This is a genomic window from Maribacter sp. X9, from assembly GCF_048537565.1.
Taxonomy (GTDB): domain Bacteria; phylum Bacteroidota; class Bacteroidia; order Flavobacteriales; family Flavobacteriaceae; genus Maribacter.
Map to the genome: position 1 here is coordinate 3,031,015 of NZ_CP183215.1, position 14,759 is coordinate 3,045,773.

The 14,759-nt window shown below is 31.3% G+C and carries 11 protein-coding genes; all 11 read left to right on the top strand.

Annotated features, from left to right (window positions below; translation table 11 throughout):
* Window positions 1-239: 239 nt before the first annotated feature.
* The 11 genes from ACNR9Q_RS12880 to ACNR9Q_RS12930 all read left to right on the top strand — a co-directional run bounded on the left by ACNR9Q_RS12880 (window position 240) and on the right by ACNR9Q_RS12930 (window position 14,670).
* Window positions 240-1,850: a DUF2779 domain-containing protein gene (locus ACNR9Q_RS12880; protein ID WP_419211626.1), complete on the top strand. Its 1,611-nt coding sequence runs from the start codon at window positions 240-242 to the stop codon at window positions 1,848-1,850.
* A 20-nt stretch (window positions 1,851-1,870) separates the two neighbouring features.
* A complete protein-coding gene (locus tag ACNR9Q_RS12885; RefSeq protein ID WP_419211627.1) occupies window positions 1,871-2,173 on the top strand; it encodes a hypothetical protein in 303 nt (100 codons plus the stop codon).
* The gene (locus tag ACNR9Q_RS12890) at window positions 2,166-3,155 is read left to right on the top strand and encodes a helix-turn-helix transcriptional regulator (RefSeq protein ID WP_419211628.1); all 990 of its coding nucleotides are present in this window, start codon (window positions 2,166-2,168) and stop codon (window positions 3,153-3,155) included. Before ACNR9Q_RS12885 ends, ACNR9Q_RS12890 begins: the two co-directional genes overlap by 8 nt.
* Before the next feature lie 79 nt (window positions 3,156-3,234).
* On the top strand, window positions 3,235-4,257 hold the full coding sequence (locus ACNR9Q_RS12895) for a CBASS oligonucleotide cyclase (RefSeq protein WP_419211629.1): 1,023 nt from the start codon (window positions 3,235-3,237) through the stop codon (window positions 4,255-4,257).
* Window positions 4,258-4,259: 2 nt separating this feature from the next.
* On the top strand, window positions 4,260-4,751 hold the full coding sequence (locus ACNR9Q_RS12900) for a hypothetical protein (protein WP_419211630.1): 492 nt from the start codon (window positions 4,260-4,262) through the stop codon (window positions 4,749-4,751).
* The gene (locus ACNR9Q_RS12905) at window positions 4,745-5,617 is read left to right on the top strand and encodes an ATP-binding protein (protein WP_419211631.1); all 873 of its coding nucleotides are present in this window, start codon (window positions 4,745-4,747) and stop codon (window positions 5,615-5,617) included. Before ACNR9Q_RS12900 ends, ACNR9Q_RS12905 begins: the two co-directional genes overlap by 7 nt.
* 1 nt (window position 5,618) lies before the next feature.
* A complete protein-coding gene (locus tag ACNR9Q_RS12910; protein ID WP_419211632.1) occupies window positions 5,619-7,400 on the top strand; it encodes an SAVED domain-containing protein in 1,782 nt (593 codons plus the stop codon).
* Window positions 7,401-7,667: 267 nt separating this feature from the next.
* Window positions 7,668-9,089: a DUF2971 domain-containing protein gene (locus ACNR9Q_RS12915; RefSeq protein ID WP_419211633.1), complete on the top strand. Its 1,422-nt coding sequence runs from the start codon at window positions 7,668-7,670 to the stop codon at window positions 9,087-9,089.
* Window positions 9,090-9,711: 622 nt separating this feature from the next.
* On the top strand, window positions 9,712-13,143 hold the full coding sequence (locus tag ACNR9Q_RS12920; protein WP_419211634.1) for a hypothetical protein: 3,432 nt from the start codon (window positions 9,712-9,714) through the stop codon (window positions 13,141-13,143).
* Entirely contained in the window at window positions 13,133-13,588 is a 456-nt protein-coding gene (locus ACNR9Q_RS12925; protein ID WP_419211635.1) for a hypothetical protein, read from the top strand. The genes ACNR9Q_RS12920 and ACNR9Q_RS12925 overlap by 11 nt, the downstream gene beginning before the upstream one ends.
* Window positions 13,585-14,670: a hypothetical protein gene (locus ACNR9Q_RS12930; RefSeq protein WP_419211636.1), complete on the top strand. Its 1,086-nt coding sequence runs from the start codon at window positions 13,585-13,587 to the stop codon at window positions 14,668-14,670. The genes ACNR9Q_RS12925 and ACNR9Q_RS12930 overlap by 4 nt, the downstream gene beginning before the upstream one ends.
* Window positions 14,671-14,759 lie beyond the last annotated feature (89 nt).

The following is a 14,759-nucleotide window of genomic DNA, read 5'->3' on the forward strand; positions in this document are numbered from 1 at the left end:
AAAATAATAAAAACCTTGTGAATAATCACTTATTATACGAGCCGACGGTAGGAGGGGAGTGTAATGTGTGTGGAATGGTATTTTACTACAAATTTTCAGTAACTACGGAAATCCGTAATTTATTTCTTGTTAAATCCATATCTTTGAATTACCTCTAAAACTTACAATCCCCTTATTTACTTACCTATGGTAACTCTTGGACCAACAGGCAAGAGCAAATATTTGTTTAAATATTCATCATGAGAGTACTATCAAAATCAAGATTTAAACTTGGATTAGAATGTCCAAATAAACTTTTTTACACGAGTAACAAAGAATATTCTAATGTTAAAAATGAAGACACCTTTTTGGCAGCATTAGCTCAAGGTGGTTTTCAAGTAGAAGAACTTGCTAGAATGCATTTTCCAGGAGGTACACTTATAGACGAGGATACTTGGGAGTATGAAAAAGCATGGAATCTTACAAAAAAGCTTTTAGAACAAAAGAATGTAATAATATATGAAGCAGCTTTTCTATTTGAAGGATTATATATAAAAACAGACATTCTAATAAAAAAAGGCAATGTTATCGATTTAATTGAAGTAAAGTCTAAATCATTTTTACCAGATGATGATTATCTATTTATTGGTAAAAGCGGTAAAATGCTTGCGGGTTGGAAACCCTACTTATTTGATGTTGCATTTCAAAGACATGTAATGCAATCTTGTTATCCTTATTGGGAAATAAACTCATTTATGATGATGGCTGATAAATCCAAAACAGCGAGTATTGATGGATTAAATCAATTATTTAGGATTACTAAAAAAGGAAACAATCGTACTGGTATAACTAGTAAAGTAAATAGGTTAGAAGAAATTGGAAATTCAGTTTTAGGGAGAAAAAATATTACAGAAATTATAAATGACATTGAGTCGAATAAACATAAGTATAATGAAAACTTAACCTTTCAAGAGTCTATTGTATTATTCAAAGATTTATATGAAAATGACACCTATGCTAATTGGCCTACTTCTTTTAGTTCCTGCAAAAACTGCGAGTTTAAATTAACAGAAAGCAGTGACTCCAAATTGAAATCTGGTTTCAAGGAGTGCTTTAAAAAGCAACATAAATGGGGAGAAAAAGAGTTTAATCAACCAAACATATTTGACATATACGATTTCAGAAAAGGGAATAAATTATTTCAAGATGGAATTTTTTTCAAAAAGGATTTGACTGAAGATAATATTGGATTAAAGGTAGAAGCTGAAAAACTTACAACATCAAATAGACAATGGTTGCAAATTGAAAAAGAAATAAATAATGATTCTTCTTACTATGTTGACAAAGATGGTTTAAAAGATGAATTAGAAAAGTGGGTATTTCCTTTGCATTTTATTGATTTTGAAACAAGCATGTCTGCCTTGCCATTCAACAAAGGTCTAAAGCCTTATGAACAAGTTGCTTTCCAATTCTCACATCATATTTATCATGAAAACGGAACTATAGAACATGCTAGGCAGTATATAAATAATACAATTGGAGGGTTTCCAAATTTTAAATTTGTTAGAGCCTTAAGAGATGCTTTAAGTAATTATGAGGGAACTATTTTTAGATACTCGCATCATGAAAACACAATTTTAAATGCTATTTATATTCAATTAAATGATTCCGCAGAACTTGATAAAGAAGACTTAATGAGTTTTATCCAAACCATATCACATTCAAAACGTGGAAGTGCAATTGAATGGATTGGTAAAAGAGATATGGTAGACTTATGGGATATTGAGAAACGTTACTATTATAATCCTCTTACTAGAGGTTCCAATTCGCTAAAAGAAGTTTTACCTGCTTCAATTAGTTCAAGTCCTTAGCTGAAATAAATTTGACTAGCATGAATTTTTCTGATAATCATGTATGGCTAAAAGAAGAGAATGGAAATGTGCTAAATCCTTATAAATTATTACCTCCAGTTTTCGAGAATTGGACAGAAGATGAAATAATAAACACACTTTCTGAAGTTGAGGGAATAGCGGATGGAGGTGCGGCATTAACGACTTATAGTAAAATGCAATATACAGATATGACCCAAGCAGAGATTGACGAATTGAGTAAAGCTTTGTTCAAGTATTGTGAGTTAGATACTCTCGCTATGGTTATGGTTTATGAACACTTTAAGGAATTAGTTTATGCCTAGTAACAAAAATGCTTATATAAGACATCGATTTATTGATATTCTTTTACGAGACAATGATTATGTTAAAACAAACGATATAATTGATAAACTTTATGAAAGACATGATATTTCGGTTGGCACTACTACAATTAATAAAGATATAAGAGATATGCAATTGGAACTACATGCTCCAATCGAATATTCTAATCAAAAAAAAGCATATTACTATCCAGATGATGTTGACGATATATTTCCATCAATAGAGTTAATGGATGATGAATTAACCGCTTTACTATTTTACACAAAAACTTTAGCTCACTATAAAGACATAGGAATTTTTAAGGAATTTACCAATGCAATAGATAAAGTAATGGATGCGGTTAAGATTGAAGCTAGTCAGCAAAAGGCATCCAAAAGGATAACTATTCAACCAGAAAACTTCCCTAAATTTCAAGGCAGTGATTTAATACCAGAAATAATATCAGGTTTTGACACCAATTTTAAATTCAAATTTAATTATAAAAAGCATAATTCAGATGAAGTGAAGAATCATACAGTAACTCCAATCTTATTGAAGGAATATGACCACTTATGGTACTTAATCGGTAAAATAGAAGGGAAGAGTTTTGTAACAATTTTTGCTCTTGATAGAATCTTAAACTTTGAAATAACAAAGATTAAACGTGAGGAAATAACAGGTTTTGATTCAGATAAATACTTTAATCATGCATTTGGAATTTCCGTTCCAGATGGAGAAGTTGAAGATGTTATTTTAGAGTTCGAATCTTGGAGAGGAAAATATCTTCTTTCTTCTCCAATTCACAAATCTCAAAGGCTATTGGAAGAAGAAAACGGAAAAATGATTTTTTCATTTAAGGTAATTCCCTTTCATGAATTACATTCAAAAATCCTAAGCTATGGTAGTGCCGTAAAAGTTTTGGAGCCAGAAAGTCTTCGGTTAAAAATTCAAGAAGTATTACAAGAAACACTAAAGAAATATTAAAAATCATTTCTTTTTTAGGTCACGCAAATAGGCTGCGCCATGTTGTTGTTTATTTGTAATGTGAAATATTAAAATAGATATGAGCGAATTAACTACACATTCAGTATTACATAAACGGATTTCAACCTTTGTTGAGTGGATAAAGCCAGAATCAGCAAAAAGGGAGGGAATTAAAAATAGGTCAAACAAGGCCAGAGAGAAAATTAAAAATAAAGCAGAATCAGATGAATATAATTTGGTGGTCGTCGCCACGCCCAATGCTGGGTCTTTTACAACGAAAACCGGCTTAAGAAGGCATTTTAGGGGAGATGCCGAGGTAGAAGGTCTCGATGTTGATTTACCTTTCGTCATTCAAGATGATCGAGATGGTTACACCTTATATAGTTTATTAGATATTTTCTATAAGATTGTTGATGATTGCTATCCGGATGTAGAAAAAGAAAGAACTAAAAGTTCTATCAAATTAAAATTTCCAGACAAAGTAAACTTGGATATTGTTCCGATGTTAGAAGGAGAAAATACCGATGAACAAATACTTGTTCGCTCAACAGGGGAAAAAATTAAAACCTCAGTTAAAAGGCACGTAGAGTTTATCAAAAAACGTACTGAAGATAGTGCCAAGAAAGTTGGAAGAGTCAAATTCAATGAGTGTCTTCGTTTGCTTAAATGGTGGCGAGATACGCAAGCAAATGGATCTTACACTTTAGGAGGAGATGATTCGCCTCCAAGTTTTCTTATCAATTTACTTTCCGCAAAAGCTTTTGATGAGCTATCTGTAGAAAAAACTTATGCAGAAACACTAGCTATGTGGTTTGGCTATTTGGCCCATCTGGTTAAGTCAAAAGAGGCTATCCTTTTTACAGATTACAATTCGCCAACTAAGGACTACGCATTATGGTCAGTTATAGATCCGGTAAATCCAGATAACAATGTGGTTAAAAATTGGAGTTCATTGAAGATAGATGAACTCGTTAGTTGGTTGGAGCATGGAAGAGATAATTGGAATAGAATAATAAGATATGATTTAGAGGGAGATGATTCTAAATCGATGGATCAACTAGTAGAATTATTTGGGAATTCTTTTAAAAATCATACATCATAAATATGAGTACAAGTTATACAAGATCGGAATCAACAACGTATACCGCAGCAAGAGCGCGATATGTTATGGGAAAAGTACATGAAGATTTGTTAGGCCTTATGAATAGAGGCTTGGTAAGTCTTGACAGGGTTAATAGCATTAAAAGTGATGTTCTTTATTTGCTAGACAAGCAGGCTTTAAAATATTTTCAATTGCAATTTAAAACCCCCGAAGGTGAAGAGATTGGCGGTTTGCACTATGAAGTGAAATCTAGTGGTCAAATTTATTCCGACGAAGACTCAGGAAGAATTAACTATTGGATGCTATCTAGTGATACTAAAGTCAATTTATTGGTTAATTTGGATCGCAGTAGCAGTAACATTGATGAAGTTGATAGGCAGTTAGATGATTGGGGTTGGGGAAATGGAGCATCACTTTCAGGAACCAAAGAGGTTCTGAAATCATATTCTAAAGAAGGTTACGGCCTGACTCAAAGTAAAATTGGCACATGGTAAACTTATTTAGCACTGAGCATCCTAATAAAAATTCTGAAAAGCATTATGATGAGCTTGTTGGAATAGAAGAAAACAAATCGAATTTGCTTTCTTCTCTAAGTTTATTACTGGACAGTAGCAAGATTAAAGATTGGCTTTCGAAACATCATAAGAAAGAAATAGCAATAGTGAACCAAATTTATTCTGGCACGCCTTTGGTGATTTTATCGGGTGACGTAGGCTGTGGAAAAACTGCTCTGGCTCAATCTATTGCTACACCTTTATCTCTTAAGCTAGATAAAAAAATTATGGTTTTTGAAACACCATCCAATATCAGAGGTAGCGGTTTAGTTGGTGAAATTTCAAATAGAATAACAGAAGCTTTTGACCAAGCCAAAAGAAATCTTGGAAAAGAGAAGTCAGGGATTTTAATTATTGATGAAGCCGATGACATCGCCACGAGTAGATCTCAAAACCAAGCACATCATGAAGATAGGGCTGGACTTAATGTTCTTATAAAACAAATTGATTTAATTAGAAAGGAAGAAATCAACCTTGCGGTAATTTTAATTACGAATAGAGTAGAGGCTCTTGACCCGGCTGTTAGAAGAAGAACATCATTACATCTTGTATTTGAACGACCAACTGGTAAAAAAGTTGAAGAAGTCATAAAATACATCTTGAAAGATGTGGATTACGATAAATCCAAATTTTCGGAAGTAATAAATTATATTCAGAGTCAGGATATACCTTATAGTTTTTCCGATTTAATTCATCGTGTAGCAAAACAAGCAATTTATAAGGCTATAGAAATTGATGCACCTCTTACTATTGATTTGTTCAAGACTACCCTAGAAAATACCGAACCATCTCCATTAATCGATTGATATGAATGAAAGAATTATAATTATTGCTCATTCCGGATTAGATAAAAGAATAACAAAAGATGAGTGCCTATCTGCCATTTCTAAAGCTGAAAGCAAAGAAATATTGTTTATAGATTTTAATATTGCCGAATCCAAACTAACTGACCTTTATGACCTGCCATATGAACAATTAGCATTGGAACAACAACGTCGGTACAAATCTGAAATCGAACCCATAATAAAAGAAAACCCTAAAGCTAGAGTTGCATATTTTGGGTTAGCACCAATACCGTTGGCCATACATCTTGGATATCTGTGCAGTAACTATAGCAAGTATGAATTTTATCAATACCACCACAGGAACAATGAATGGTATCTACAAACGGAGGGACCAAAGGATTACAACTTTGCGGTTAAAGAAATTGACGGACTGCCAGTCAAGGTTGAAAAAGGAAAGGGCGATGTTTTTATTAGAGTAGGTACTTCCTTCAGAATTGAGCCTCAACATTCGCTAGAAGTGTTGTCTGATCCAACTAATGAATTTGATTTGGTATTAGAACAACCGCATGTTGATGGAATATCTAATGAAAATGAAATGAATGAGGTAATCGATTCCTTTCAAGATGTCCTATCTGCATATAGCAATTATCTGCCTGATAGAGATAAAATACATCTGTTCGTAGCATCAACAACTGCAGTAGCTTTTGCAATTGGCACTAGAATTAACCCAAACATCTATCCATATGTTCAAACTTATCAATTTAGTAGAGATGAAAGTCCTAAATATCGAGAGGCTATTTTAATAGATAAAAGCTCCGATGATGTTATTGCATATACAGATGATGACAGAAAAATAGCTGCAGAAATTAGAAAATCATGGGAGAATCAGCTTCAAAATGACCTGAAGACTTTCATTGGCAATAGTGAAGGCCTTTTTGAAGATTGGCTTGACCACATTACGCAAAAAGATTCAGATTTGAAAGGCTATGCACAAGGTCTTTGGGTAAAATTACCTCAATTAAATGTTACTTCATTAAAAAATGACAGTATTGATTTGGAAGAAAATATTGTCGGCGATGGATTCGATTATGATAAAACCGAACTCAAATGGAAAATAGATGATGGTATGTTTGTAAGTTTAGGTAGTAGGCTGGAAAAGATTGAGGGAGCTGATATTTTGCAAGCTGGTCGCCTGTTTTTATTTCATGAGGGTTTACACTACTGTCCTGATGCACACAACTTAGTTGGATCTATTGCAAATGGAATAGGACAATTTCCGAAAGTTATCGAAGAGGCAGATTATCAAGCCGATGTATATGCTTTATTGTACGACTATAAGTATAGTAAGGAAAAAAATATTGCAATTGAACAGAATTTGAAAAAATTCTTCTTGACAGCAATTGATACAGCAACTGAAACGATGTGGTCCTTTGTAGATAACGGGGCTGAACTCAACGAATTAAATATTAGGTCTATAAATCGTTTTTTAAATTGGTACTGGCAATGGGTAAGAATTGAACAACTCCAGAACACCGGTACACTCCAAGAAATAATTGAACTTCTATTTGACAAACCCGTCATTGAATTTGCAGGGCCACCACCGTTTATTTTGAATCAAAGAAGAGTTGCTTTAAAATTGAAAACCAACAGTAATATTCGATATGAACTAGCTATTTTTCATAAAAATAAAATTGTCAGGGGAACGCCGACTGGAATCGATAATATAGTAGATGGATTCAAAAAGATGGATAGTATTAAAATTAAAGATGGTTTACGAAGTTTTCTAGCAATGGTAACAAGTTAGACAATAATGAACGAACTCCGGCCTAAGAGAATTTTGGTAAAACAATAGGGGAGAGGAATGTTAAGAATTTTAGGGGGCTGGTTACTATAATTGTTGACTGGCAGTATTGGTTGTATTGCCTTAGAGCGGTCTTAAGTGTTACAATGGATCCTAAAATTTAGCGAGCGACCCGTACATTGTTTCCGAAATTATTTGTAAGCCTTGATTTTTTGTTTCTTTTTCATCAAGGAAAAAGATAGTTAATTATTAAAAGATTTTATTTATGTCATGAAAAAGTTCGACTCAAATTTAGAGAAAAGATTATATGAAAGGTTAAAAAATAGTTTTTCAGAATACCGAAATGAAGGATATTCTTTGAAATTACATGATTCATGGAAAGATTCATATGGTCAGGTAAATAAATACGACTTTGTACTTTATAAGAGGAGTAATCCCTTAGCTATTTTTGAAATAAAATCTTCGTTCTCTCAAATTAATATGGAGCTAGCCAAAAATAGACTATCATATGGTCTAGAGGAAACTTTAGCGCGATTTGGAATTATTACTAATAATAAAATATTTTATTATTATGATAAAAACCTCAAAAACTCAGCTTATATAAAAATATCATATGAGGACCTAATTCATCAAATTATTAATCCGAAATTCATTGATTTCGAAATTAAGGAAAAAGAACAAATTCAAAATCTTTTTTTAAAGGCAGCTGATGATTATTTGTCAAATGAAGAATCTTATTTAAAAATCAAAGAATTCATAAATAATAAAACATTCCTAAATAATTTAAGGTTCAGCAGAACAAGTAATATTATTTATTTTGAAGAAAATAAAACAGGGATTAGCGGTTTTGAAAATCAATTTTTTATTACACTTTTTGGAGAATTCAAAGACACAAAGATTTGTAGATATACTTCTTTAAGTACACTTTATAGTATGCTAAACAATACATCTTTTAGGATGAATGGGTTAGTAGGAATGAATGATAAATCTGAAGTTAACTATGTAGACAATTACTTAAATGGAACTCAAAAACCACTTGATAAAGAGCATCATTCAACTATAAGTGCTATTAATCGAAGATATATTACGTCTTGCTCGTCAGAGGACAATAAAGATAATTTGACAATGTGGAGGTTATATGCTGAAGATAGTAAAGGTGTATGCCTTACTTTTAATACTATTAAGGATAATTTAAGTGATCATGTACTACTTCAAAAAGTTAAATATGCTGATGCTAATGGTAATCGTCCAGAACTTGAATTTTTAAAAGCAATACTAGATTCAATAGTATTTAAAACAGGGTTTCCCTTTAGATTTAGAAAGCTTGGTATTTGGAAACATTTTTTCAAAGCATACGAATATAGTATTGAAGATGAAATTCGATTGATGGTTATTGATGATCAAACGATAGCTACAATAAATTCAGGTTGGGTCTTAACGCATACTCACTCAATATTAAATCCTTTTATAGATTTTCTCTTAAATGACTCGAAATTTCCAATAAGGCTAAATGAAATAATGCTTGGACCTAAATGCCCAGAACAAGAAATTAATAAGGTTCAAATTGAAGAAATGATAAGGAGAATCAAAAGAAAAATTAAGATAAATAATGAGAATTCTAACTTAAGCAATATAGATTCCAATTTAAATAATATTAATGTAATCTTATCTGACATAACTCATTATAGATAGCAAGTGCTCAGAAATTTTATTTTCGAATTTTTGAGCTGTTGCGGCAAGCAGACGAGAAGTCTGTGAAAAATTTATTGACGGAGAGCTTCTCATAAATCGCATATTTCAAAAAAATCTAAAAGTTTTGCTTTTTTTGGCGTTGGCAAGCGCTGGCAAATTGTGTTTAAATTTAAAATGCGTTTTTTAGCATTTTATAATTTAAAAAGTAATCGAGCGATTGGCTAGCGGCAATTTGACATAACGACAAATTATAGCTTACGAATTTCAATAAACATTCCAGTAAAACGACTTTGACATAATATCTGTCGATATGAACCTAAAGGCATCATATCTGATATTATATCAAATGCAAGCATGCGCCGTTTTACACAACTAACTAATTTGTTCTATAATGTTCCGCGTTATGTAACTTTGCTTGGGTAAAGCAAAGTATTTGGCACTTCAATTTGTTTAAATTTTTCTTCTAAAAACTCTCTCTGAAAAGGTAATGGAACACTTATTAACTGACCGACGATAGGAGGGAGGGCAATGTGTGTGGAATGCAATTGAAATGTAAGAACTAATATAAACAATAGGTCACATAATACTTATATTTATATCCTTTTAATGGATAATTTATTTAATGAGAAAGTCAAAAATAATTCAAGAACTATTTGCCTCAAACAAACCTTTTACCGTCCTCGCAAATTTGAAATTCTTGGATTATGAGAATTCTTCAAAGAAAATAAAACAGTCACTTGGCTACCCATTAGCAAAAAAAATTCTTTTTCATGATGCCTCCAAACCGAATAGCTATAGCGAACTGAGGTCTTCTAGGCAACTTGGTTACAGTAATAATTTAGAGGGTGAATTGGCTTGGTTTGTTAATAGTATTTTAAAATTTTCAATTGAAATCAACAATTTCATAGCATTTGAAAAAAAGTTCGAAAATCTAGTTTTAATGGACAAAGATTTGGAGGCAAAAGAGCTTATACAGTTGGTTAATTCGGAAATATGTTATTCTTATTGGGCAATGGAAAATTTATTTTCGATTGAAGATAGATTAAAAGGCACAGAAGACAATTGGACTTTGCTTAAGAATGTTAATGGAAATTTAGAAGTATTTTACTCTTTATTTTTTAGTGGTTTTTATAGTAAAAAAGCCGAGAAAGACACCACAATTTGGCAATATAAAAGGGAGCTTGAAAACATTCTCAAAGGAATGGAAAAGAATGATGTTGAGTATATTCTTTTTAAGCTTGCTTACTTTTTTTCTAAGGATTTCTCTGCCTACCCATATTTTTTATATGCAGAAAACCTCTCTTCCATAATTGATAAATACCTTTTCCTTATTGAGGTGCTTTTTGAATTATCCACTGTTGATGAGCATATATCTTTGGTAGAAAAAGTCCTGCTGGAACTTTCAAAAAATAATATAATAGATAATAGACTTTCCAGAATCGCTGAATTTAACGAGTTGAAACCAATTGACGATTTTAATCCTCAAATAGTTGAACTTTTTGATATCTATTCTTATGGCAAGTACCAAGAGAGTTCTGACCTTGCCAAACAACTAATTCAATCAGAACCGAATAATATAGAAGTTTATGAAATTTATCTCAAATCCTTGATGGAATTGGATAAAGGTTTTGTGAAAACTGGTATTTCCACTTCAGTTGATAACATTTTAATGAACCTTTATTCAATATTCGATCGTAATGAAGATTACTATACTGCTAGAGAGAATTTACTTAAGCTATACCTGTGTCATCCAAAAGTTAATTTTTTTAAACAAATCTTGTCTTTAGTGTCAAATTTAACCTCGATTGACTCTGATAAAGATATTATAAATAGGAGTTCTTATATTTTTTCCAATTATTCAAATCCCTCTCTGGTAACACTCTACAATATTACTAACAAGTTGAAGTTCAAAGAAAATGATTTAAGGAACCACATTTGTTTAAGAATAAACGAAGCTATTGCTAACTCAGATTTTTCAAAAATAACGGAAGGTGAAATACCAGCTATAAAACTTGACTTGTATATGCTACGAGCCAATTATTACCAACACGATGAAAAGAACTTGAGCTCATTAATATCTTTGAACGCTAAAAATGACTTCAATAATTATTTTAAAGAAGAGATTATTCTTTTTCTTTATTCTGCTTACTTAAAGGAAGATAAAGCTGATAAAGCTATTTCAGTTTTTGTCAATGCTTATTTTAAGAATAAATTTTTCGTCGAAAGATTGAAAAAAATATCAGTGTTAAATTATAGCATAAGTAATAATTGTGATATTGGAGAGATCTCGATAGATATTCCTATATACTATTATTTGGAGGATGCCAATTCCTATTATCAATATACTGCCCTAGACGTATTTTTGGACAGTATATCATTAACTAAACCTTCTGAAGTAGAAATTAGTAAGGTCAAAGAGGTTAAAAAACTTATTTACCTATTAAGGTTTATTTGTACGACTGACGTTTTAAATAATTTTTATTTGGTCTTTGAAACAGATTCTGAAGTAATCGAAGAAAGGCAAAAAATACTGAGATTATTAGCTACGTTAGATGATGAAAACAGTGATACATACTTTGAAGAGATAGCCACCTTAACACAAAAGCTTAAAATAAAAGAGATTATAGATACAGTTAATGATGGCAAAATAAATTTGAATTTTTCAAGAATCAAAGAAGATAAAGAGTATGATTTGGAAAACAGTTTTAATAGGTTTATTAGATTCAAAGAGTTCTCCGTGAACCACGAGATGAATCTAATTGATATTTCAGAACTTGTCAATTCATATTTATCAGAGTTAAAAAGTGATAGCTCAAAACTACAAAAAGCATCATTCGTCTCTTTTAAAACACTATTCTTTGAAATTGTTGATTATTTTCTTTTTAGTAAAGAACATGGACTCGACGGTGATTTGAGCACTCGTATAAGGCATGGTGTTTTGGAAAATCAATTGCGATCGGTTTTTATAAATAAAAACTTAATAGCAACGAAGAACAAGAATGATGAATATAATGATATTGAATATTGGAAAGAGCTTTGCGATGAAAACTCTTATCCTTTAGATATCAGTAAAAAACTTCAAAAAGCTTTAAAAAAGTTTTCTAAGACAATAGATGACTATATTCAAAGTATTATTAATGATTATATACAAATTCAATCAAATCGACATACTGAAAATAAAAAAGGGCTATTCAACTATCGATTTACAGACGAATATTTGTGGATAGTTTATAAGGAAGTAACAGATAAAATGATAAGTTATGATTACTTTTTAAACTCTACATTCGATATTTTGAAAGTACATACCGAAAATATTCTAAAGGGTATTTCGGAAGAATTTAAAAGTAATTTAAATGGTCATTTTCAAAATTCGTTAATGTCCTTAGAAGATGATATTACGAAAGCCTTGGAACTAAAAGATGAAATCCATTCCGAACTAAAGCAGAACATATATACAACAACAACTTTAATACAAAATGAACTGTATAATATTGCAGAATGGTTCAAGATTTCTAATAATTTAAGTAGCTCTTTTCTAGATATTGAAACAATTATTCAAACTGCGATTGAATCAATAAATATAAATTCTTATAATATAAGACCAAACGTTATTGTTGATTCAGAACACTTCTTCGAAGCTGGCTTTTATTATATTGATATTTTTAAGATTCTATTAGAGAATGCTATAAAACATTCTGGGTTAGCAACTGCAAAGCTTAAAATTAACATTGAAGCATCTACTTCAATTATCTACAATATTCCAGACCTTAATAACATTCCTACATCATTATTAATTGTAAAAGTAAAAAACAATTTATCCGATGAAATTGACACGAACGGCCTTAAAAAGAATCTTGAGACCCTAATAGAAAATTGGAACACAGAACTAGGTACAGTAAATCAAGAGGGGGGGAGTGGATTCCAAAAAATACGTAGAATTTTAAAATATGATATAAAAGCATTAGATAGTTCACTAAATTACACTTTGACCGCTGACGAGTTAACTTTTGATTTACGCGTAATCAATAATATTCAAGAATTTGATGAAAACTAAAATTTTATTTATTGAGGATAATAAAACTAAAATAGATGATGTGAAGTCATTTACATTAGAAACATTTACGAATACTGAAATAATTGTAAAAGAATCTTTTACCTCTGGTCTTAGAGAATTGTTTACAAATAATTATGATTTGGTTTTTTTGGATATGAGTTTACCTACTCGCGAAGGTTCTCCAAGCAACTCTTTAAATAATTTTGAACAGCTTGGTGGGCATAAAATATTAAGCGAAATGAAAAGGAAAAAGAAAATTGTACCAACACTTTTAATAACTATGTTTCGAGAGTTTGGTATCGGAAAATCTTTCTTGGATTTGAAAGAAGTTGACGAGATGTGTCGAGATGAGTTTCCTGAGATATATAAAGGGGTAGTTTATTATTCATCGAGAGAAGAAGGTTGGAAAGAAAACTTAAATAACTATCTAGTTGATTTTATATGAGAATATTAATAGTTGATGACAGCATCGACAAAATATCCGAATTGACTAAATTAATTAGTGTTAGTAATCCAGAAGCGCATATTGAGACGGCAGAGAGTATAAGTAATGCAATCACTCTTTTTCAAAGCGAACCGACATATAATTTAGCAATTATAGATATTTTTCTTCCTCTAAGAATAGGCGAGGATCCTCTAAAAATTGGAGGGGAACTTCTGATAAAGGAGATGTATAGAAAGAAAAAAAACCTCAATATACCTAATTTCATTATTGGGTTTAGTCAATACGATACTTCAAACGCACAATTTTCTTCCATATGGAAAATTGTGAAATTTGAGCCCAATTCAATGGTGTGGAAAGAATCATTTAAGGAGCTCCTAGATCATATAAAAACATCAAAATTTACGGTAAATCAAGAAGAATCTATCAAACCAACAGTATATGTAGAAGGGTTGACCGATGTGAATTATTTGAACCAAGCTTTTGAAATCTTTTTTCCTAAGGAACGGGAACTAATTGAAATTAAGTCACAAAAAAATGCAGGAGCAAATTGGGTAGCTAATCAAGTTGCTATTTGGGCTATATCAAAAAGAAGAGATAAAAAAGGTGCATATATTAAATCAGTTGGGCTTTTAGACTCGGATGAGGCGGGCATTAAAGCAAAAAAAGATCTGGTTGATAGGATCCAGACTGAAAATGAACAAAAGTGCTTTAAAATCGTTCATATTAATCAAGATCACAATCAAGAGCTTATTAATTTCTATAGTAAGGGCTGTAAATTGGAAGTAGAAATAGAGTCTTTGTTTAGCATCGACGTTTTAGAACATGCAGATTCTAAAGGTTGGTTGGAATATAGAGGAAGTACATTTGTTGAAAGACCAAAAGGATGGAAACAGCATGAAGAAAATTCTGTTGACTATGTTCTAAAACAAGGAATAACTAAGGAACAAAGTATTTACTTAAAAAAAGTAAAAACCACCTCTAAACAAGATTTTTGTAAATACATAATTAAGGAAAAGGATAAGAAAAGTACGTTTTCAAATTTTGAAGGCTTATTAAAAAAGATCCTTGAAAACATTACCTAGTTGTACAATTTATGTCCAAGGTGTTCGGCCTAAGAGAATTTTGGCAAAACAATAGGGGAGAGGAGCGTTAAGAATTTTAGGGGGCTGGT

Excerpts from the sequence above, each read along its gene's own strand:
- ACNR9Q_RS12880 (WP_419211626.1), top strand. The coding sequence starts at position 240 with ATGAGAGTACTATCAAAATCAAGATTTAAACTTGGATTAGAATGTCCA.
- ACNR9Q_RS12915 (WP_419211633.1), top strand. The coding sequence starts at position 7,668 with ATGAAAAAGTTCGACTCAAATTTAGAGAAAAGATTATATGAAAGGTTA.
- ACNR9Q_RS12890 (WP_419211628.1), top strand. The coding sequence starts at position 2,166 with ATGCCTAGTAACAAAAATGCTTATATAAGACATCGATTTATTGATATT.
- ACNR9Q_RS12925 (WP_419211635.1), top strand. The coding sequence starts at position 13,133 with ATGAAAACTAAAATTTTATTTATTGAGGATAATAAAACTAAAATAGAT.
- ACNR9Q_RS12905 (WP_419211631.1), top strand. The coding sequence starts at position 4,745 with ATGGTAAACTTATTTAGCACTGAGCATCCTAATAAAAATTCTGAAAAG.
- ACNR9Q_RS12900 (WP_419211630.1), top strand. The coding sequence starts at position 4,260 with ATGAGTACAAGTTATACAAGATCGGAATCAACAACGTATACCGCAGCA.
- ACNR9Q_RS12930 (WP_419211636.1), top strand. The coding sequence starts at position 13,585 with ATGAGAATATTAATAGTTGATGACAGCATCGACAAAATATCCGAATTG.
- ACNR9Q_RS12895 (WP_419211629.1), top strand. The coding sequence starts at position 3,235 with ATGAGCGAATTAACTACACATTCAGTATTACATAAACGGATTTCAACC.
- ACNR9Q_RS12920 (WP_419211634.1), top strand. The coding sequence starts at position 9,712 with ATGAGAAAGTCAAAAATAATTCAAGAACTATTTGCCTCAAACAAACCT.
- ACNR9Q_RS12885 (WP_419211627.1), top strand. The coding sequence starts at position 1,871 with ATGAATTTTTCTGATAATCATGTATGGCTAAAAGAAGAGAATGGAAAT.
- ACNR9Q_RS12910 (WP_419211632.1), top strand. The coding sequence starts at position 5,619 with ATGAATGAAAGAATTATAATTATTGCTCATTCCGGATTAGATAAAAGA.